The sequence below is a fragment of the Gemmata algarum genome, from assembly GCF_034097035.1.
Classification (GTDB): Bacteria; Planctomycetota; Planctomycetia; order Gemmatales; family Gemmataceae; genus Gemmata; species Gemmata algarum.
Window position 1 is genome coordinate 59,316 of record NZ_JAXBLV010000179.1, and the last position, 20,477, is coordinate 79,792.

15 protein-coding genes are annotated in these 20,477 nt (G+C 69.0%); 12 read left to right on the forward strand and 3 right to left on the reverse strand.

The window, feature by feature from the left end; genetic code table 11:
• Positions 1-52: 52 nt before the first annotated feature.
• From R5W23_RS15690 to R5W23_RS15710, 5 genes are all read left to right on the forward strand, one after another.
• Entirely contained in the window at positions 53-1,867 is a 1,815-nt protein-coding gene (locus tag R5W23_RS15690; protein ID WP_320687096.1) for a CRTAC1 family protein, read from the forward strand.
• Entirely contained in the window at positions 1,864-2,904 is a 1,041-nt protein-coding gene (locus R5W23_RS15695; protein ID WP_320687097.1) for a tetratricopeptide repeat protein, read from the forward strand. Before R5W23_RS15690 ends, R5W23_RS15695 begins: the two co-directional genes overlap by 4 nt.
• Positions 2,901-3,941, forward strand: coding sequence for a tetratricopeptide repeat protein (locus tag R5W23_RS15700; protein WP_320687098.1), 1,041 nt, complete (start codon positions 2,901-2,903; stop codon positions 3,939-3,941). The genes R5W23_RS15695 and R5W23_RS15700 overlap by 4 nt, the downstream gene beginning before the upstream one ends.
• A gap of 866 nt (positions 3,942-4,807) precedes the next feature.
• Positions 4,808-8,305 (forward strand): FG-GAP-like repeat-containing protein, encoded by a 3,498-nt coding sequence (locus R5W23_RS15705; protein ID WP_320687099.1) that lies wholly within the window; start codon positions 4,808-4,810, stop codon positions 8,303-8,305.
• Positions 8,306-8,656: 351 nt separating this feature from the next.
• The gene (locus R5W23_RS15710; RefSeq protein ID WP_320687100.1) at positions 8,657-12,301 is read left to right on the forward strand and encodes a PAS domain S-box protein; all 3,645 of its coding nucleotides are present in this window, start codon (positions 8,657-8,659) and stop codon (positions 12,299-12,301) included.
• 37 nt (positions 12,302-12,338) lie between these two features.
• On the opposite strand, the gene R5W23_RS15715 is transcribed toward R5W23_RS15710, so the two are convergent.
• Positions 12,339-12,779, reverse strand: coding sequence for a GatB/YqeY domain-containing protein (locus R5W23_RS15715; protein ID WP_261188652.1), 441 nt, complete (start codon positions 12,777-12,779; stop codon positions 12,339-12,341).
• 583 nt (positions 12,780-13,362) lie between these two features.
• Between R5W23_RS15715 and R5W23_RS15720 the strand changes: the two genes are divergently transcribed.
• Positions 13,363-13,707, forward strand: coding sequence for a hypothetical protein (locus tag R5W23_RS15720; protein WP_320687101.1), 345 nt, complete (start codon positions 13,363-13,365; stop codon positions 13,705-13,707).
• A gap of 193 nt (positions 13,708-13,900) precedes the next feature.
• Here R5W23_RS15720 and R5W23_RS15725 read toward each other — a convergent pair whose 3' ends face one another.
• The gene (locus tag R5W23_RS15725) at positions 13,901-15,304 is read right to left on the reverse strand and encodes a hypothetical protein (RefSeq protein WP_320687102.1); all 1,404 of its coding nucleotides are present in this window, start codon (positions 15,302-15,304) and stop codon (positions 13,901-13,903) included.
• 520 nt (positions 15,305-15,824) lie between these two features.
• Between R5W23_RS15725 and R5W23_RS15730 the strand changes: the two genes are divergently transcribed.
• The 6 genes from R5W23_RS15730 to R5W23_RS15755 all read left to right on the forward strand — a co-directional run bounded on the left by R5W23_RS15730 (position 15,825) and on the right by R5W23_RS15755 (position 20,137).
• Complete coding sequence (locus tag R5W23_RS15730) at positions 15,825-16,925, forward strand: DUF1501 domain-containing protein (protein ID WP_320687103.1); 1,101 nt, start codon at positions 15,825-15,827, stop codon at positions 16,923-16,925.
• Between the two features lie 11 nt (positions 16,926-16,936).
• Positions 16,937-17,230: a manganese catalase family protein gene (locus R5W23_RS15735; protein WP_320687104.1), complete on the forward strand. Its 294-nt coding sequence runs from the start codon at positions 16,937-16,939 to the stop codon at positions 17,228-17,230.
• A complete protein-coding gene (locus R5W23_RS15740) occupies positions 17,230-17,892 on the forward strand; it encodes a manganese catalase family protein (protein ID WP_320687105.1) in 663 nt (220 codons plus the stop codon). The genes R5W23_RS15735 and R5W23_RS15740 overlap by 1 nt, the downstream gene beginning before the upstream one ends.
• 53 nt (positions 17,893-17,945) lie before the next feature.
• Positions 17,946-18,722 carry a DsbA family protein gene (locus tag R5W23_RS15745; protein WP_320687106.1) on the forward strand — a complete coding sequence of 259 codons (777 nt, stop codon included), beginning with the start codon at positions 17,946-17,948 and terminating at the stop codon, positions 18,720-18,722.
• A gap of 345 nt (positions 18,723-19,067) precedes the next feature.
• Entirely contained in the window at positions 19,068-19,472 is a 405-nt protein-coding gene (locus R5W23_RS15750; RefSeq protein ID WP_320687107.1) for a helix-turn-helix domain-containing protein, read from the forward strand.
• A gap of 11 nt (positions 19,473-19,483) precedes the next feature.
• The gene (locus R5W23_RS15755) at positions 19,484-20,137 is read left to right on the forward strand and encodes an IS630 family transposase (protein WP_320687108.1); all 654 of its coding nucleotides are present in this window, start codon (positions 19,484-19,486) and stop codon (positions 20,135-20,137) included.
• A gap of 208 nt (positions 20,138-20,345) precedes the next feature.
• On the opposite strand, the gene R5W23_RS15760 is transcribed toward R5W23_RS15755, so the two are convergent.
• A partial coding sequence (locus R5W23_RS15760) for an IS3 family transposase (protein WP_320687109.1) occupies positions 20,346-20,477 on the reverse strand: 132 nt, incomplete at its 5' end.

Below are 20,477 nucleotides of genomic sequence, written 5' to 3' on the forward strand. Positions count from 1 at the left end.
GGCTCCGGTCCGGTTCCGTCAGGAAACGACGCGCCGATACGAGACCTCTCCCATGCGGTACGGCCTGATTGCTCTTTTCCTGCTCGCTGCCGGGGGTGCGGCGTGGTTCGCGCTCTCCCCGCGCGTGCCGCAACCCACTCCCACGCCCGACGACGGGACGGCGCCCGGTACCAACCCGGCCGTCACGGCCGAGCCGGAACCGTCGCTCCCTGCGGGGGTTCGGCTCGCCTTCGTTGACGCGACCGCGAGCGCCGGTATCGAGTTCAAGCACATCGACGGCCGCACCGAGATGGAGTACCTGATGGACTCCACCGGCGCCGGGGCCGCGTGGATCGACTACGACCGGGACGGGCTCCTCGACCTGTTTCTCGTTCAGGGCGCCCCGGTAACGGGAGGCGTGCCCGCCGGCACGCCGGGGTGCAAGCTCTACCGCAACCTGGGCGGCGGCAAGTTCCAAGACGTGACCGCCGCCACTGGCGTCGGGTCCGTGGGGTGCGGGCAGGGCGCGACCGCTGGTGACATCGACAACGACGGGTTCCCGGACCTGTTCGTCACGTACTACGGCCGGCCGAACGTCCTGTTTCACAACGAACCGGACGGCGCCGGGGGCCGCCGGTTCCGCGACATCACCGCCGCCGCCGGGATGGCCACGCACCCGGACTGGAAGGACCGCCCGAACTGGAGCACCAGCGCCGCGTTCCTCGACTACGACGGCGACGGGTTGCTCGACCTGTTCGTGTGCAGCTACGTGCGCGTGGACCTCGACAAGTACCCCGACTGCGTTACGGGCGCGGCGCGGCGCCGCGCGCCCTGCTCGCCCAACCGGTTCCCGGGCACGACCTGCGTCCTGTACCGGAACCTCGGCGGCAACACGTTCGCCGACGTGACCACGGCCGCCGGCGTCGATCAGCCCAACGCGAAGGCGCTCGGGGTGGTGGCCCTCGACCTCGACGACGACGGGCTGGTCGACATCTTCGTCGCCAACGACGGCGCCCCCAACTTCCTGTTCCGCAACCTGGGCGGCGGGAAGTTCGAGCAAAAGGGGCCGGCGGCCGGGTGCATCGTGAACGGGATGGGCAACCCGCAGGCGTACATGGGGGTCGCGGTGGGCGACTTCCACGGCGACGGCCGACCGGACCTGTTCTCCACCACCTTCGCGGGCGAATCGAAGAGCCTGTTCCGCAACCGCGGCAAGTGCCTGTTCCACGACGTGACGGCGGGCTCGGGTCTCGGTCCCGCGACGTGGCACCGCCTCGGGTTCGGCACCTGCGCGCTGGACCTGGACCGCGACGGCAGCCTCGATCTGGTCATCGCCAACGGCCACGTGATGGCCCACATCGACGCCGACGGCGACCCGGCGAACACGTTCCGCCAGCCGCCGCAACTGTTCCTCAACGACGGCCGCGGCCGGTTCACCGAGTTCACCAAGCAGGCCGGGCCGGCGTTCCAGAAGCGGTACGTCGGCCGCGGGCTGGCGGTGGCGGACTACGACAACGACGGCCGCGCCGACCTGTGCCTGAGCGACAGCGGCGGGCCGGCGGTGCTGATGCACAACGAATCGGCCACCCCGCACAACTGGCTGCGGCTGGACCTGCGCGGCACGAAGAGCAACCGCGACGCCGTCGGCGCGAAGGTGACGGTCCACGTCGGCGGCCGGAAGCTCGTGCGCCACAAAGAAGGCGGGGGGAGCTACCTCGCGGCCCACGACCCGCGCCTGCTCGTGGGCTTGGGCGCGGCGCCTCAAGCCGACAAGGTGGAAGTGCGGTGGCCGTCCGGGCTGGTGCAAACGTTCGGCCCGCTCGACGGCAACCGCGAGCACGTGCTCACCGAAGGGGTGCCGGACCCCAAGGAGGCCGCCAAGAAATGAGCGGAACCCGCAAGCGACTGGCGCTCGGCCTGCTCCTCGTGCCCGCCGCCATCGGGCTGGGGTGGTGGGCGCGGTCCGCTCAGGCCGACCCACTCGCCGGGGTGCGCGCGACGATCGGCACGCGCCCGGCGACACACGCGCTAGAGCAGCTCCGGCGCGAGGAGCCGAACAACGCCGAGGTCTTCTTCCTGTCCGCCAAGCAGGCGCGGCTCGAAGAGCGGCCCGGGGAGGTCGGCCCCCACCTGGCACAGGCGGAACAGCTCGGCTGGCCCGCGCCGCAGCTCGACCGCGAGCGCACCCTGACGCGCGCCTCGATCGACTACCCGCGCAACCGGCCGGCGGTCGAGGCGCTGCTGCGGTCGCACCCCGACGACGGCGACGTGCTGCTGGCCGCGGCCCGCGGGGAGCTTCAAACCGGCGCGCCGGCGCGGGCCGTCGAACTGGCCACCCGCGCCCTGGACCTTGCGCCGCAGAACCCGCAGGCGCGGTTCATCCGCGGCAGCGCCCACGCGCGGGCCAAGCGCCTCGACCTCGCCCGCGCCGACCTCGAAGCGGCGGTGGCCGCGGGTCCGGAGGTGTTCCACTTCCGGGACGCGCAGGTGGCGCTCGGCTCGTGCCTGCTCGACCTCGGCGAGTTCGCACCCGCGCTGGAGCTGTTCCGCGCGGTCCGGGCCGCGGAGCCGGCGAACCTGCTCGCGCTGTTCGGGATCGGCCGGGCGTGCAGCTACCTCGGCCAGTGGGCCGACGCGGAGGGCGCCTACCAGGCGATCCTGAAGCTCCGCCCCGGGCACGTGGAAACGCTGCTCGGGCTGGCGCAGGTTCTCGAGCAGCGCGGCGACCTGCCGCAGGCGCTGGGCCACCTGGAGGCCGCGGAAAAGGGCGACCCGAACCGTCTCGAGACGCTCGCCCGGCTCGCGAAGCTGCTGGCTGCGCTGGGGCAGCCCGAGCGGGCGCGGGGGTACGAGGCGCGGTACCGGGCGCTCGACCCGAACCGACTTCCGACCGGTGCGGGTCAACAGCCCAAGGGGGTTCCGTGAACCGGTGGATGCTCGCCGCGACGCTCGGCGTGTTCGTCATCGGGGCGGCCACGGTCTGGCTCGGGCAGAAGCGGCCGGACGAAGCGGCCGGACCGCCGGACCCGACCGTAGACGACCGCGCGGCCGAGGAAACGGCCGCCCGCGCCGCGGCGCGCGACCGCCCGAGCGACCCCGCCGCGCACCGGCGGCTGGCGGCCGCGCTGCGCCGGCTCGCGCGGTTCGCCGAGGCCGAAGGCGCGCTGCTCCGCGCGATCCAGTTGGGGCTGCCGCAGCCCGAGGCCCAGCGCGACGTGGTGCTGCTCAAGGCCGCCCAGGGCGACTGGCCGCCGACAATGGACGGGCTGTTCCAGAAGGTCGTGCGCGAGAACCCCGGCGATGCGGAGTTGCTCGCGGCGGTGGCCGGGGCGTACTCCGCGAAGGGGCGCTGGCGGGAGGCCGAGCCGCTGTACACCGCGCTCCTGACGCGCGAGCCGGGGCACGCGGAGTGGCGGTTCCGGCGCGGCACCTGCCGGATGCGCGAGGCGTTCTACGCCACGGCGGCCGAAGACTTCCGCGCGGTGCTGGCCCACGACCACGAGCGTTACGAGGCGCGGATCAACCTCGCGAACAGCCTGCTGGGGGACGCGCACATGGCCGCGGCCGAGCGCGAACTGCTCGCGTGCCGCGCCCAGCGCCCCGCCGCCCCGGAGCCGCTCATCGGGCTCGCGACCTGCGCCGTGGAGCGAGGCGATTTCCCGGCCGCGGAGCGGTTCCTCGACGAAGCCGCCCGGCTCGGCGGCGATTCGCCGCTCGTGCTTCAGGAGCGCGCGGCGCTGTACCTGCGCCAGGAGCGCACCGAGCAGGCGATCGCGGTCCTGAAACGGTTGCTGGAGTTGGACCCGGACCACCGGCAGGGCCACTTGCAACTTTCGCAAGCGTACACCGCCGCCGGCAACGCAACCGCAGCCGCCAAACACGAGGCGGTCTACAAGGAACTGGACCGCAAGGAAGAAGAGCGCCTCGCGGCGCGGCGCGGGATGCGTTCGCCGGACCGCTGACCGGCGCGGGCGCGGCGGTCAGCGCGAACGGCATCCGTCTCAACGCCGCCCCGCCCTTCCCTGGCCTCGTATCGAATGCGGTTGAAGCGTTCGCGCCGGAGTGCGAGCCTCTGGCCGAAAGGTCGGCGGTGGGAGTGAGCCTCCAGTCCCCAGAGAGCCGAACCACACCGCAGACGCCCAGCGCTCCGGCGCCAGCGCCGTCACACATCAACCCAATCTGGTATGACTCGCGGGATGCGGTGCGGTTTTACCGCCCGAAGTGGTTGCAGGAGTTCTCGCACCGGCAACCGGCCCAGACACCGCGACGCGCGCCCGGTGTCATCAGCCGGAGAGCGGGTTCGTTCCGGTTGGAACCGAGTGCAGCCGCGAAACCGGGCAACGGGTGACTACCGCGGGCAGAGGGCGCCCTCGGTACAGCAGTCGATGGGTCAGCGACTGGACATTCGCTACCCATCGACTGCCGGTTCGCGGGCATTCCACTGGGTCATCGCTACCCACGAAACCCGCTCCTGAACCCCGCGTAAAAGTGTTCCAGTAGACGGGAATCGGTTCCGTGGCGCCGAGTTGAAACGCCACAACATGCGACTGATACGGCCCTTGTGACGAAGCCGGTCCGCAGGCCGCTGATTGGCACTCAACACAAGAACCAGCGGCGAAAGCCCGACCGGCGGTGGCTCGAACTTCCAGAAGCGCGGAGCGAATGCGATGAGACGCCACAGGCTTCGACAGTTCTGCGCACCGATACCCCGGCGAACAGGGCGGGCTCCTCGCGCGCCGACCGAAGGCCGGTTGCAACCCTGACAACCGCTACCGTTCCTGCTACCACAGAACACGACGCCACACGCCCCACTCGCCGAAGGACACCGATGTCTGCGCCCCTGTTACCGAACCCGAAACCGCGTCGGCGAACCGCGCTGGGTGTCGTCATGCTCACGGCGGTCATTGTTAGCGGCATCACGGCATACGTAGTCACCCGCCCGAAGCCACTTCCTCCGCCGCCCGCATCCGACCCGGCTGCCGCTCTGAGCGCGAACGCACGCGGGGTGGGCCAGATGGAACGGTTCGACTACGCCGCGGCACAGAAGGAGTTCGAGGACGCCATCCGGCTCGCGCCGGACGCCCCGTTCGCCAAGATCAACCTCGGGATCGCGCTGTTCAACCAGAACACGCCCGAAGCGATCACCCGGGCGACAAGCACCTTCGGCGAGCTCCTGGCCGCCGACCCAAACAATCGGCATGCCCACTTCTGCCTGGGTATCATCCTCATGGACCGCGGCCGAACGGCGGAAGCGTACGCGCACTTCGAGGCGGTGAGTAAGCTCGACCCCGACGACGCGCACACCTGGTTCCGCCTCGGCTCGACGCACCCGGCCGGCCGCCAGTCGCCCGAGGCCCGGGAGTGCTTCGAGCGTGCGCTCAAGCTGAACCCGTACCTGAACGCGGCGCGGTACAACCTCATGCTGCTCGTGTACCCGACCGACCCCGCGCGCGCGAAACAACTGGAGACCGAGCTCAAAGCCCTCATCGCCGCGACCTGGGAGTCCGAGTCCGCAACCCGGTACGGGGTGATGGGCCGGTACGCCGACGTCATCGGCCGCGTCCCGACGGGGCCGCGCGTGCCCGTCGGACCGCTCCCGCTCTTCGAGGCCGCCGGCATCCGGGTCAACCTCGCGCCCGGTGCGCGCTGGGCGGTCACGGCCGACCTCTCCCCGCTCCACGCCGCCGCACGCAACCGGTTCGGCGGGACGGTCGCGGTATTCGACTTCAACAAGGACGGGCGCCCCGATGTGCTGCTGCTGTCCGCAGTGGTCGAGAACGGCGCGGTGCGCGACCTGCTCCTTCGCAACGACGGGGGCGCGAACTTGACCGATGTGACGGCCGCCGCAGGGCTCGGCGGCGGACCGAGCCTCGGATGCGCCGCGGGCGACTTTGACAACGACGGGTTCCCCGACTTGGCGTTTACCGGCCCCGACGGGGTGCGGCTGTTTCGCAACACCGGAGCCGGCGCGTTCACCGACGTTTCGGCCGCGGTGCAACCGCTCAAGGGCACGTTCCTGGGGTGCGTGTGGGCCGACATCGACCAGGACAGCGACCTCGACTTGATCCTCTGCCGGTACGCCGACACCGCGGCCGGCGCAAACGGTTTCACCCCCGGCGCGGTCAGAACCGGCGGGTTGGTGGTGATGGAGAACGTCGGCGAGGCGCTCAAAACCGCACCCAACGCCCCCGGCCGCCTCGCCACCAAGTTCCGCCCCACCGACGCGCTTCCCAAAGCCGCACCGACCGGCGGCGCGACGGCGCTCGTCGTGTCGGACCTCGACAACGACCGCGACGTTGACGTTCTCGCGCTCACGGACGGCGAAGTCCCGGCCCCGGTGCTGAACGACCGGCTCATGCGCTTCCACCGCGCGACCGCGGGCTGGGCGACGGGTGCCGCGCGCTGGAACGGGGGCCTGGCGTTCGACGCCAACCACGACGAGCGCTCCGACCTGCTGCTTCTGCCGGCCGGCGAGAAGCCCGTCTACCTGCTCTCGAAGGGCGATCAGGACTTCACCCCGGGTGTCACCAACGCCCCGCCGCTCCGCCAAGCGGTCGCCGCGGACATCGACTGGGACGGCTGGACCGATGTGGTTGGGCTCACGCCCGATGGCCGCCCGGCGCTGCTCCACAACCGCGGCGAAGGGAAGCTGGAGCAGGCGCCCGACGCCTTTGGCGCGGGGGCGCCCGCGAGCGCGCACGCCATCACCGTCGCCGACCTCGACGGCGACGGTCGCCCCGATCTGCTCCTGTGGTCGGACGCCGGCCTGCACCTGCACCGGAGCCTCGACAACGGGAACCGCGCGGTGCTGGTGGAGCCGACCGGCACCCGCGACGCGGGGTCCGACCGCCGCACCAACGCGGACGGGATCGGCTGCTGGCTGGTCGCGCAGGCGGGAGCGCACTGGACCGGAGCGGAGCGCGTCACCGTCAGCGCCGGGTTGGGGCAGTCGCTCGCGCCGACCACCCTCGGGCTGGGCCGAGCGGGGCGCGCGGACGTGGTCCGGGTGCGCTGGCCCGACGCGGTGCTCCAGGCCGAGTTGGAAGTCAACGCGGGCCGGTTCGCGGTGGCGGAGACGAACCGCAAGGGGACCTCGTGCCCGGTGCTGATGGCCTGGGACGGCGAGCGGTTCGCGTTCGTGACCGACTTCCTCGGCGGCGGCGCGCTCGGCGAGTCCGGGCCGGACGGGTCCGTCCGCCCGCCGCGTCCGGAAGAGTCCGTCAAGATCGAACCGGGGCAGCTCGTGCCGAACGGCGGGCAGTACGTCATCAAGATCGCCGAGCCGATGGACGAAGTGCTGTACCTCGATCACCTGCGGCTGGACGTGATCGACCACCCGGCAAACACCGGGGTGTTTCCCGACGAGCGGTTCGTGTTCTCGGGACCGGAACCCACGCAACAGCTCCTGACGTTCCGCGCGCCCGTGTTCCCGAGAACGGCCACCGATCACGTCGGGCGCGACGTGACCGCCCGCGTCCGCGAGCGCGACCGCCGGGCGGCGGACACATTCGCGGTGCGGTCCTGGCTGGGTTACGCCGAGGATCACGCGCTCACGCTCGATTTCGGCGAACTGCCGAAGGGGGGCAACTTGTGCCTCGTGCTCGCGGGGTGGACCGAATACCCGTACCCGGAGTCGATGTTTGCGGCGACACGGGCGGGTGTCGCGCTCCGGCCGCCGGTGCTGGAGCAGTTCGATCCCGCGAGCGGCAAATGGGAACCGGTGTGCGATCTGGGGTTTCCCGCCGGGTTGCCGCGCGTCATGACCCGCCCCCTTCCCGCCCTCAAAAGTGCGAAGCTGCGGATCAGCACCAACATGCAGGTGTTCTGGGACCAAATTTACCTCGCCCCCGCGGAAGAGGCTGCGGCCACGGGCCGGGTGACGCCCCTGGATGTCACCCGCGCCGACCTGGCGCCGCGCGGGTTCATGCAGGAGGTGTACCCGGACGGGCGCCGGCCGGTCGCCTACGACGACGCCAAGACCGAACCGGTCCCGGTACTCAAGTGGGGCGGCAACCTGACCAAGCTGGGCGAGGTAACCGATCTGCTCCGCCGGCCGGACGACCGGTTCGTGCTGTGCGGACCCGGGGACGAAATCACCGCGCGGTTCGACGCCACCCGGCTCCCGCCTTTGCCGGCGGGGTGGGTGCGGTCGTTCGTGCTGCGCACCAGGGGGTACTGCAAGGACACCGCGACAACCACCGTAACGGGCGGAACGGTCGGCCCGCTCCCGTTCCGGGCCATGCCGAACTACCCGGACTTCGGCTCCGTTAAGCCGCCCGCGACCGACGCCGACCGGTGGCACACGCGCCCGGCCGCCGGCCGCTGAGCGCGTGTGCCACCGCCGATCCGATTAGCGATCGCCCCGAATACGAACCTACAAAAATATCTCTCATGCGGGCGACAAACATTTTGCGTGACGCGAGCGAGTGAAGAGTAAACGATTTCGCCGGCCGATCCGGTGCCCGCTGTTCGAGTCGGGTTGGTGTCAAATGGTGCCCGTGGCGGTTCGGCTCGCTACGAGATTTCGGCCCGGTTCGGAAAACTTGAGGGGACTCAACAACGTTCGCGCCGCGGCGCAACGGACGAGCACGCGGGAGCGTTAACGGTTCCACCCGCGTTCTACAATCCTTCACCCGTTGCTCGCGCCGGCCGTTTCACCGCTGCCCGTCCGAACCCCATGCTCGACACGCACGCTTTAACCGCTCCTTGCCCGTTGTGCGGACCGCCGCCCGGCGAGGGCGCCCCGCGGTTCCGCGCGCTTCTGGGGCGCAGCCTCGACCCGGTCCTGTTGTTCGGACCGGACGGTGCAATCCGGCACGCCACGCCGGCGGGGGCCGCCCTGATGGGGTACTTCCCGGACGAACTTGAGAACATGGCGGCCGCCGCCCTCATTCACCCAGACGACCAGGAACGCATCGGGGCCGCGATGGCCGCCGTTCTGGCGACCCCCGACGGCACCGCCGCCGAGGAGTACCGGGTGCGGCACCGGGACGGGACTTGGCGCTGGCTCGAGGCCCGGGCGGTGAATCTGCTGCACGAGCCCGACGTGGGCGCCCTGGTGGTCAGCTTCCGGGACGTGACCCGCCGGCGCGAGGCCGAGGACGCGCTGCGGGCGAGCGAGCGCCGGTTCCGCGCCATGATCGAGAACAGCGCCGATACGGTCGAGGTGCTCGCGGCCGACGGGACCATCCTTTACGTGACCCCGTCCGTCGTGCGGGTCGGGGGCCGCACCGCCGACGAGCTGATCGGGCGGAACGCATTCGAGTGGTGCCACCCGGACGACGCGGCGGCGTTCGCCGAGGCGCACGCGCAGTTCGTGGCCCGGCCCGGCGCCGTGGTGAGCGGCGAGTACCGGTACCAGCACAAGGACGGGTCGTGGCGGTGGGCCGCGGTCACCTGCACCAACCGGCTGAGCGACCCGGCGGTCGGCGGGGTGGTGGTGAACCTGCGCGACGTGACCGAGCGGGTGTGGGCCGAGTCGGTGCTCCGCGGCGCGATGGAGGGCAGCCTCGACGCCGTGTACATCCTGGCGTGCGAGCGCGACGCGCGGGGCCGGATCACGGACTTCCGGTTCGCCGACCTGAACGGCATCGGGGCCGCGCTCATCGATATGGAACGGTCGTCGGTCGTCGGTAGGCGGTTGTGCGAGTTGCTCCCGGGGAACCGCACCGGCGGGCACTTCGACCGATTCGTGCGGGTGTTCGAGAGCGGGGCGCCGCTGGAAGAAGAGTTCCCGGTCCGAACCCCCGGCGGGCGCCACGTCTGGCTGCACCATCAGGTGGTGCGGGCCGGCGATGGGGTCGTCGTCACCACCCGGGACGTTAGCGCCCGCCGGGCGGCAGAGGTAGCGTTGCGCGAGCGGGAAGAGTTGCTGCGCACCGTCATCGCCAACATCCCGTGCGGGGTGTTCTGGAAGGACCGAAACTCGGTGTTCCTGGGCTGTAACGACCTCTTCGCCCGCAACCACGCGCTGCCCGGTCCGGCCGCGGTGATCGGGCGCACCGACTTCGGGCTCGGGACCGCCGCGGCGGAGGCCGAGGGGTTCCGGGCGGACGACCGTCGGGTGATGGAGACCGGAGAGCCGCTGCTCGGCGTAGAAGAGGCGCTGACCCGCCCGGACGGAACCGCGGTGGTGCTGCTGACCGGCAAGGTGCCGCTCCGGGACGCGGCCGGGGGGGTGGTCGGGGTGCTCGGGGTGTACCAGGACATCACCGACCGCAAGCGGGCCGAGGACGAGTTGCGCCGGCGCGACGACCGGCTGTCCGCGCAGCAAGCGGCGCTGCTCGCGCTCGCCCGCGACGTGCTGCTGTGCGGGAGCCCCGAAGCCGCCCTCGCCCGGGTCACCGAGGAAACCGCCCGCACTTTGGCGGTCGCCCGGGTGAGCGTGTGGCGGTACACCGCGGACCGTCGGGCCATCCGGTGCGCCGACCTGTATGAAGCGGGTGCGGGCCGGCACACGGCCGGCACCGAACTGCCGGCCGAGGTGTACCCGGCGTACTTCCGCGCGCTGGAGGAGTGCGACGTGATCCCGACGGACGACGCGGCCGCCGACCCGCGGACCCGCGAGTTCGTTGCCAGCTACCTCACCCCGCTGGGCATCGGGTCCCTGCTGGACGTGACGCTCCGCCCGTTCGGACGCCCGGAAGGGGTGCTGTGCTGCGAGCACGTCGGCCCGCCGCGCCACTGGGAGGCGGACGAGCGGGTGTTCGCGATGGCCGTCGGGAACCTGGTGTCTCTCGCCCAGGAGCGGTGGGAGCGGCAGCGCGCCGAAGATGCCGCCCGCGCATGGAACGCGCGGTACGAGGCCGCCGTCAAAGCCACCGGTCAAATGCTCTACGAATGGAACGCGGACACGGGGTCTGTGACCTGGGCCGGCAGTTGCGAGTCGACGCTGGGGTGCCCCGAAGCGGAGATGCCGCACGACCTGGCCGGGTGGCGCGCCTGGGTCCACCCGGACGACCGGCCCGCGTTCGACCGCGAGGCGGAGCGGTCCCTCGCGTCTGGAACGTCGTTCCGGCTCGAGTACCGGGTGCGGCGCCGGGACGGGTCCGTGATCGTCGTGGACGACCACGGCCACTTCCTCTCGTCCGGTGACGGCCGGCTGACGCGACAGGTCGGGTTCGTGGTCGATGTGACCGACCGCAAGCGGCTAGAGGAGCAGTTCCGTCAGGCCCAGAAGATGGAAGCGGTGGGGCAACTGGCGGGCGGGGTGGCGCACGACTTCAACAACCTCCTCACCGTCATCAACGGGTACAGCGAGCTGGTCTTGGGCGGCCTGCCCGCGGATGAACCGGTCCGGGCGATGGTCCACGAGGTCCGGCAGGCCGGGGAGCGCGCGGCCGAGCTGACTCAACAGTTGCTGGCGTTCGGGCGCAAACAGGTGCTCCAAAAGACGGTGGTGGACCTCAACGAGGTGGTGGCCGGGCTGGTCGGGTTGCTCGGCCGGCTGATCGGGGAGGACGTGCGTCTGGAGGTGCGCCCGGGGACGAATTTGCGCCGGGTGCTGGCAGACCCAGCGCAGTTGGGACAAGTGCTGATGAACCTAGCGGTCAACGCCCGGGACGCGATGCCCACCGGGGGCACCCTTTCGATCAGCACCCGCAACGCGGACCTGGACGCCGGCCGGGCACAGGACGGCGCCGATGTGTCGGCCGGACCGTACGTGCTACTGGAGGTGTCGGACACCGGCTGCGGGATGACGGGCGACGTGCTCGCGCACCTGTTCGAGCCGTTCTTCACCACCAAGGGGCCGGGCAAAGGCACGGGGCTGGGGCTGGCCACCGTATACGGGGTCATCAAACAGTCGGGCGGGCACATCGGGGTGACGAGTGCGGTCGGAACCGGGACCACGTTCCGGGTGTACTTGCCCAGCACCGGCTCCCCGGCAGCGAGCGGGGTCGAGAGCGCGGGGCGGGCGCCGCGCGGGACCGAGGTCGTTCTGCTCGTGGAGGACGAGCCCGGGGTGCGAGCGCTCGCGGCGCGGGTACTTCGGGGCCACGGGTACACCGTGCTCACCGCCGCGGGAGCAGAGCAAGCGGTGGCCGCAGCCGTGGAGGCACCCCAGGTGGACCTGTTGCTGACCGACGTAGTGATGCCCGGAGCCAGCGGGCGCGTCCTGGCCGAGCAGTTGCACGCCAGCCGACCCGGGCTGCGGGTGCTGTACATGAGCGGGTACACGGACGATGCCGTCGTTCGGCACGGCGTCGCGGCCGAACAGGCGCCCTTCATCCAGAAACCGTTTTCGCCGGCCGCACTCGCACACAAGGTGCGGGACGTGCTCGACTCCCGACGAGCGCCGGGGGACGGAACGCCCGGCACCTAACGGCCTCGGCGCAATCTTCTCCGTTAGCGGCGGAGCGTCACGCTCGCACGGCCGCAACGACCGCCTTCACGTCGTCCGGACTGGTCGTTGCCCCTTGGGCCTTGAGGGCTTTCATTGCGACCCCCATAGCCTGCCCCTCGTTTTTGGCAGCGCGGAGTTCGTCCCGCAACGAGGCGAGGGCCGCCGCAATAGCGTCTTGATCCCACGCCTTCGGGAGCAGCGATTCGAGCAGAACGAGTTCGGCTTCCCTCTGGGTCACGTCCCGGCCGGCGTTCTTGGCCAGCGGAATCGTTTCCTTCAGCCCCGTTACCGTCTTCCGGACGACGCCGAGGACGACCTCATCGGTGACCTCGACCTTGCGGCGCACCGCCTCGGCCTGGGCCTCGCCCAGAACGGTCCGTAAGGTGTCGCGGGTCATGGGGTCGCCGCCTTTTATGGCGGCCGTGACCCGAGCTTTGAGTTCGTCATGCAGGCTCACGTCCGTCTCCTCTTCTTCGGGCTCACAACTCGGACTCACACACCACGGCAACGGAGCGACACCCGCTGAAGTTGGTTCGGGGTCTTACGCCACCAACGGGCCACTCAGCCCACCATTCCCAGCAGACTGTTGTAACGCTGCGGGCGTTTGCCGCAATCACCGCGAGCCTGCGCCCGCGTTCGGTACCGGTCCCTCTTGTGTTTCGGTTCCGGCCGCGGTTCGCCGTGAGCGCGGCCACAACTCTAACCTGCAACGAGCAACGGCCCAGCGCGGCCACAACTCTAACCTGCAACGAGCAACGGACCAAGGTGTTAGCACGTTCATGTGGTGCAAAAAAATGTGCGATTGCCGGCAGGAACCAAGCCGCGCTGCCACGGGCCTTGCAAAGCGGAAGGAATGCACAAACGCCTTGCCGGATTTCTCATTCGCGATCGCGGTGCGTCGGCACGCGCCCGCCGCTACAACGAGCCCAGCTTCTGGTCACAAATTGACATCGCGTGGTCTTGCACTCACCACATTGCAGCGCTCGGTATACAATTCATCATATCCGCCCGCCCCTGTACCCGCTGACGTACCTAAGGCTATGGCAATTCGTTCGATCTCACACTTCCTCTGGCAGGTTTTGCGCGCCACGAAGCGAAGCAAGAAACCGCCGACCGGGCGCCAACTGCGGATCTCTCCCACCCCGAGGTCCAAAGACGGTTCGTTCCTCACGGCCCTCGTCGACGAAGGCCTGCTGGACTTCGTTACCGGGTCCGCGGCTGCGCCGTTCGACGCCACGTTCGCGCTGACCGTGAAGGGCGAACACGCGGCCGAGTACGGTGAGTACGAGTACGAGCCCAAGCGCCCGGCGCCCCCGCCGGCGCCGGCCATAGCAAAGGCCGCGCCCGCAACGGCGAAGAAGGGACGCAGCGCCAAGAAATCGTGACCCCGCGAGCCCAGAACGTGAGCGCCACGAAACGCCAGGGACCAAAATAGCCCCTGGCATTCCGCGCCCGACGGTCCTGAAGCGGTTAAGTGCTCGCACGACTCAACCGCCGCAGGCTGTGATCCACACTTCGTCTCCACGACGTGGGTAGAGCGCCCATTGCTCGACCGCGCTCCGTGCGCGAAGAGAAGAATCAGTTTTTCACCCGCTTGGCGGTGAACGTAACACTTCGTTCGTCGCCCACTTTGAGCCCCTTACCGGCGTCCCAGATGAGCGTCTCCCCTGGGCACACGACTTTCGCGAAACCGCTCTTCTCCACCTTCACGTCAGTCACCTGATACGGCAGCAGGTAGCAGAAGATCCGCCACCCGTCGTACTTTTCGGATGTCCGCTTGTTCCCCTCCCCGACGAAGTTCACTTTCACTTTGTAAGTCATCCGGACGACATCCTTGTCCCCGGTATCTTGAACGTCGAGCGTCTCGGCCAGTGCCGCATCACGCGACCTCTCCACACGGGCCTCCAGCGCCGGATCGCCGTACAAGACGAAAATCTCGTCGGTGAACTCGGTGCCCTGCCTGTCTCGGCCGGTCACGAGGTTCTCGGCCAGCAGGTACTGCGACCACTGGCGGAGCAGGAACAGCGACTCGGAGAACGTCCACCGCCCCTCCTGTTTGAGGAACCAGTCGGCCATGTTCCAGTTCAGTTCGTACCAAGTAGACTGGACCGCGCCGATGTACTGCCGAGCACCGCTCTTCATCCAGGCCAGGGCGTACGAGTCCTTGTAGCTGTTGCGCCCTGCGTTTACGACCCCGGTGAGGCAGTTGCCGACCGCCCAGTAGACCTTCGGCCGTTTGGCGCTGAGCGGCAGGTCCACACCCGGGGCGGTCATCGTGAGCGTGCCGCCTTTGGCGGTGAGGAACCCTTTGCCGCTCGGGTACATCAACATCCAGTTGTGGTGCCCGCCGTGCCCGGACCCGATGATGAGATCGAACGTGTCCTCGCTCAGGAGTTGGTGGACATACTTCGCATCGTCCGCATCGCTCTTCGGGCCGCCAGACTTCAGCGCGAACTCCGCACCCGTTTTCTTCACCCCCAGCTCGCCCCGGTCGCGGGTCCACTCGGTCACGTAGTCGCCCTCCGGCACCCAGTTCAGCCACGGGCCGAGAGTTTTGGTGAATGCCCGTCTGATCACTACCGGCTCCGACTTCGCGAGTTCCAGCGCGTGCTCCTCGTCGAAACCGGTGAGAATGCCCCAAACGGCATCAACGTACGGGTCATCGTCGAGCGTCCGACAGAATTTGTTCGCTATCACGGCGAAGGCCGGGAAGTTCTCGGTCGGCGGGCACACGAAGCAAACGTACCGCGGGTGAAAGGCGCCGACGCTCTTGCGCGCGTCATCGGGGGATTTGTCGTAGGTGAAGGTCCTCGCCTGGTGCTTGGTTTCGAGGTATTTGACGACTTTCCCCCACGGTCCGGCGGCCACGTCCTTGTTGACGACGACGGCGTACCGGCCAACCGGTTCCGCCGCCCGAACCGCCCCGGCCGACGTGTTCCAACCCATCACAGCCAGCAGTCCCATGACAAGTACCCGGGCCATGACGCCCTCCCGTTGAAAAAAGTGGCTTCGAATCGACCGGCGGCGATTCCACCAGACCGGTGCGGTTACGGGGCACTATACCGCACACCGCATCTGAACGACACTCGCTATCCGTCGGGCAACAGCCCGCAAGCTCTGCTGCGAACCACTCCCGCGCGGCGAACGATAGGTTGTAAACCGGCTCGACTAAATGTGTAGGCAGATTCACGTAAGCGATCTCCACAAGCCCAAACGACAGCTGCATCAATTATTTCTGAATAATGACGTTATCAAATACGAGTGAGCGCAAGGCGGTGAGATCGGTCAGGGTTTCTGGCCGTTCGGTCGGGATTGAACGCACTCGGCCCGTGGCCGGCAGGGCGAGTATGTCGGTTGCTACGAAGAGGTAAGTAATAGGGGACCGCTGGGCGGGTGCCAGACTCACGCGAGTCCCAACCGAAGAGGAAGCGCCGTGCGGAATGACACACAACGGCCTCGGGTTGGAGCGATCTCACGGCGCGGGTTCCTGAAGGCCGGCGGCATGGCACTTGGTGCCTTCTCCGGCTCTGCTCTGTACGGGAATGACGGCCGTGCGCCCGGTGCGATCATCCAAGTCTATCTACCCGGCGGCCCGTCTCACCTGGACACGTTAGACCCCAAGCCGGAGGCCCCGGCGCATGTGCGCGGCGAGTTCCGCACCATCGCGACGAGCGTGCCCGGGTTGCGGTTCTGCGAACACCTGCCCGGGCTCGCCTCGCTGGCCCGGCACCTGACCGTCGCCCGCGGGCTGACCGGGTTGCGCGATGAGCACGCCGCGGTAGCGTTCGATTCCGGCGGCACCGCCCCGGGGCGGGCCGGGCTCGGCGCCGCGTTGGTGCACCGGTGGGGAAGCACGGTGCGAACCCCGAGCGGCGAGATGCCTGCCGCAATCGACCTCTCGGTGTGGACCTCGGCCGGGCCGCTCGGCGAGTCGTTCGCCCCCGATCGCCTCGGCCGGGGCGTTGCGCGCGTCGGGCACTTCAACGAAGTGTGTGCCGCGGCGGTCGATGAGCCCCTCGTGGGAACCGAGGCGCCCGGCCGGGCGCTGGACATCCGCCGCGAACCGCCGCGCGCGTGGGAGCGGTACGGGGCCGATGGTCATGCGCAGAACGGGCTGTTCCTCAAAGACCGGCGGCTCGTCCAGGCCGGGGCGCGGTGCGTCGCGGTCGCGTGGGGGTACTGGGACACGCACGGCGACAACTTCGGCCAGTTGCGGCGTCAACTGCCGCTGTTCGACCGCGGGCTTTCCGCCCTCGTGGAAGACCTCCGCAACGATGGCCGGCTGAGCGATGTCGTGATCGTGGCCGGCGGAGAGTTCGGGCGGTCTCCAAAGGTCAACGACGGGGGCCGGCCGCGACCACTGGCCGCGGGCCGCGGCCCTCCTCGTCGCCGGCGGTCCGTCGCAAGGGCGTGTGCTCGGAGCGACCGACCGGGTGGGGGCCGAGCCGGTCGCCCCCGCCCGGCTCAAAGACGTTTTCAACCCGGTCCGAACCTACTTCGGCCTCGCGCCGCCCCCCCAACGCACCTTCCGTCTAAGTGCCCACTTCCCTCTTGCGAAGCTGCCGGCGCGGCCCTCCGGCGCTGCGCGGTCCGTCCCCATTAGGAGAATGGCTTATGTTCTACCACGTCAAGGAGCTTCAGTTCGATGCATGGGTGTCCGGCCCGGACCCGCACTTCGCCACCCTGCTCTTCGAACCGTTCGGCGGCGCCAACGGCGAGCTGAAGGCGGCCATGCAGTCCTTCGTCCAGGCGTTCCCGGCCAAGAAGCCGTTCCCCGACAAGTACGACATGCTCATGGACATTGCGACCGAGGAGTTCAGCCACCTGGAGATCGTGGGCGCGACCATCCAGATGCTGCTGACCGGCGTCAACGGCGAGCTGAAGGCGCGGCCGACAAGAGCGACCTGATGAAGATGCTCGGGGGCCGGAAGGAGAAGGGGCAGCTCATCAACCAGGCGTTCCTGAACCCTCAGTTCTTCGCCCTTTCCAGTGGCGGGCCGCGAGTGACCGACAGCCAGGGGGTGCCGTGGCAGGGGAGCTTCGTCAACGCCAACGGCGACCTGACGGTGGACCTGCGCTCCAACATCGCGGCCGAGAGCCGGGCCAAGATCGTGTACGAGTACCTGATCCAGTTCACCACCGACCCGCTCGTCGTGGACACGCTGCGGTTCCTGATGACCCGCGAGGTCGCGCACTTCCAGATGTTCTCCGCGGCGCTGGCGACGATCGAGCCGAACTTCCCGCCGGGCGTGCTCCAGGGCGACCCGCGGTTCACGCACGTGTACTTCAACATGTCCAGCGGGGAGGGTGCCCGCGGTCCGTGGAACGAGGGCCAGGGCCCGTGGCCCAAGGGCGAGAACTGGGTGTTCGTCGAGGACCCGATCAAGCACGTCATGGCGACCGCCGCGCTGAAGAAGCAACCGGTCGAAGGGACCAAGCAGACGCCGGAAGCGGTCGATAAGGCCGACCACGAGCTGAGCCGGCGACGCAAGCAGCAGGTTGACGGGGCCGTGCCCCCCGGCGCGGCCCGCTGGAGCGACTACGGTGCCACTTCTGACCCGCCCAAGTAGTGAGCCCCCCCGGCCCGTCGCGAACGAGCCCTGACACCGCCCCAGAGCAACCCGTGCCCAATCCGGTCCGCATCACGTACTTCACCGACCCGCTCTGCCCGTGGTGCTGGGCGTTCGAGCCGCAGTGGCGGCGCCTCCGCTTCGAGTTCGGCGCGGGCCTGCGCTGGCGGTACCGGATGGGCGGGCTCCTGGCCCACTGGGGCCGCTACCACGACTCGGTCAACGAGGTCCACAACCCGGGCCAGATGGCCACGCAGTGGCTGCAAGTGGGCGAGTTGACCGCCGCCCCTATTGACGCCTCGATCTGGCGCGCGGGGCCGCCGGCCTCGTCGTACCCCGCGTGCCTGGCGTTCAAAGCGGCCGAGTCGTTCGGGCCGCCGTTCGCGGAGGCGTACCTGAGGCGACTGCGTGAGGCGGTAATGCTGGAGAAACGCGACATCTCCCGCCGCGAGGAACTGGTCGATCTGGCCGCCGCCGGGGCCGCCCCGGCGGCGTTTGAAACGGCCCTGGACGCGCCGGAGGCGACCGGTGCCTTCCGCGACGATTTGACTGAAGCCCGGTACCGTGAGGTGCAACGGTTCCCGACGCTAGTTCTGCACCGGGCCGGGCCGCGGGGCTTGGCCCTCGTGGGGTATCAGCCCATCCCTTTTCACGCCCAGGTGCCATTCCCAATATCTTATGCGGACAGGAGTTGCGTAAAGGTTGGGAGGGACACGGATGTTGCTGGATGCTGTGCTGGACCGATTCATTGCCCACAGCCCGATGGCCGTCGCGGTTCGAGGAGCGTTCGAGTATGCCCTGGACCCCAGCCACCTCGACGCACTCTTTGAGCGATTGCCGGTCACCGGGACGACCGGGAACTCCTGTTCTCCACGTGCGTCGATGTGATGGCTACCGTCGTCTGTCGGGTCAAACCCTCGGTTCACGCGGCTTATCAAGCCCACGACTACATGCCCGTCAACGTCACCGCCCTCTACGCTCGCTTGGCTCGGGTTCCTATGGCTGCGGGACGAGATCTGGTCCGACACACGGCCAACCGTCTGGAACCCGTCCTTCGAGCGATGGCGGGTGCGGTCCAAGATCCGCTGCCCGGTTATACTGTTCGCGGCCGCAAATGAGGTCTATCTTTGGATAAGCCGCTGTGGTGGAATGGATGAACCTGTGAGGATTGCCCGATGCCCCGCCCCACCACCCTAACGTTCACGCCCGCCGATCTCGAAGCTCTCGGCGCGGAGCGGTACGCGCACCCCGATCCGCGAGTGCAGCAGCGGATGGAGGTGCTGTGGCTCATCAGCCAAGGCGAGACCCAAGCCCGTAGCGGTCACCTGGCGGGCGTCTCGAAGGCCACGGTGGCCCGATACGTCGCCATCTTCCGTCGGCACGGGGTGGCCGGTCTGAAGGTGTTCCAGTGGGTCAAGCCGGTCGGCGCGCTGGAGGCGCATCGGGTGACCCTGGAGGCCGAGTTCCGCGAGCGACCGCCCCACACCGTCGCCGAGGCGGCCGAGCGCATCGCGACGTTGACGGGCGTGCGGCGGAAGGACACCCAGGTGCGCGTGCTCCTTAAAAAAGTCTCGGCCTGAGGTGGCGTCGGATGGGGGCCATCCCGTTGCCCCCGAAGAAGACGATCGACGAGCACCGGAGCGCCCAAGCCGCGTTTCTTCGCGACCAACTGGAACCGGTGCTGGCGCAGGCGCGGGTGAGGCAACGATCCGTGTTCTTCGTCGACGCCGCGCACTTCGTGCAGGGATCGTTCCTGTGTTGCGTCTGGTGCCTGGTGCGGATGTTCGTGCGCAGGACCTCGGGGCGCTGGCGGTACAACGTCCTGGGGGCGTGGAATGGCGTGACCCGGGAACGGATCCGCGTCACCAACGAGACGCGGGTGTCGTCGGACACGATGGTCGAGTTGATGGGCCGGATCGCGGCGCACACCACGGAGCCGACGACGTTGGTTCTGGATAACGCGCGGTATCAGCGGTGTGCGGCGGTGGAGGCCGAGGCCAAGCGATTGGGGATCGTGTTACTGTTCCTGCCGTCGTACTCGCCCAACTTGAACGTGATCGAGCGGTTGTGGCGGTTCACCAAGAAGAAGGCGCTGCGGGGCAAGTATTACCCCGATTTCGCGACCTTCCGGGCCGCCATCGACGAGTGCCTGGACCGCATCCCCACGGATCACCGGGAGGCTCTCGCCTCACTCATGACGCTGAAGTTCCAGACGTTCGACAGTGACTCATTCCTGACCGCGTAGAGTATATCGCGTGAAGATCCTCGACGGGAATCATCTGGGCCAGACACAGCGGCGGCTCGAACCACTCCGGGATGTAATTGCCGGGCCACTGCCGGGGCAGACGCTGGTGGTTCTTGATCCGGCCCTTGGGTTGGCCATTGACGTGGTTTGTTGCGAGGACGGGCACGCCCAAGAGCGGTGAAGTTCCCCACGAAAAGTGGACAGCTTTTTAGCGGTGGGTTGGGTTATGCGTTCGTTCGTACTCATCTGGGGCAACGTAGCCCAGCGATGAGTGCCGTCGGATGCGGTTATAGAACGCCTCGATGTACTCGAAGATGCTCGCCTTCGCTTGGTCCCGCGT

What these genes read in the sequence shown, in the direction of transcription:
- R5W23_RS15690 (WP_320687096.1), top strand. Translation starts at nt 53, where the DNA reads ATGCGGTACGGCCTGATTGCTCTTTTCCTGCTCGCTGCCGGGGGTGCG.
- R5W23_RS15695 (WP_320687097.1), top strand. Translation starts at nt 1,864, where the DNA reads ATGAGCGGAACCCGCAAGCGACTGGCGCTCGGCCTGCTCCTCGTGCCC.
- R5W23_RS15705 (WP_320687099.1), top strand. Translation starts at nt 4,808, where the DNA reads ATGTCTGCGCCCCTGTTACCGAACCCGAAACCGCGTCGGCGAACCGCG.
- R5W23_RS15710 (WP_320687100.1), top strand. Translation starts at nt 8,657, where the DNA reads ATGCTCGACACGCACGCTTTAACCGCTCCTTGCCCGTTGTGCGGACCG.
- R5W23_RS15720 (WP_320687101.1), top strand. Translation starts at nt 13,363, where the DNA reads ATGGCAATTCGTTCGATCTCACACTTCCTCTGGCAGGTTTTGCGCGCC.
- R5W23_RS15725 (WP_320687102.1), bottom strand. Translation starts at nt 15,304, where the DNA reads ATGGCCCGGGTACTTGTCATGGGACTGCTGGCTGTGATGGGTTGGAAC.
- R5W23_RS15730 (WP_320687103.1), top strand. Translation starts at nt 15,825, where the DNA reads ATGGCACTTGGTGCCTTCTCCGGCTCTGCTCTGTACGGGAATGACGGC.
- R5W23_RS15735 (WP_320687104.1), top strand. Translation starts at nt 16,937, where the DNA reads ATGTTCTACCACGTCAAGGAGCTTCAGTTCGATGCATGGGTGTCCGGC.
- R5W23_RS15740 (WP_320687105.1), top strand. Translation starts at nt 17,230, where the DNA reads ATGAAGATGCTCGGGGGCCGGAAGGAGAAGGGGCAGCTCATCAACCAG.
- R5W23_RS15750 (WP_320687107.1), top strand. Translation starts at nt 19,068, where the DNA reads ATGCCCCGCCCCACCACCCTAACGTTCACGCCCGCCGATCTCGAAGCT.
- R5W23_RS15755 (WP_320687108.1), top strand. Translation starts at nt 19,484, where the DNA reads ATGGGGGCCATCCCGTTGCCCCCGAAGAAGACGATCGACGAGCACCGG.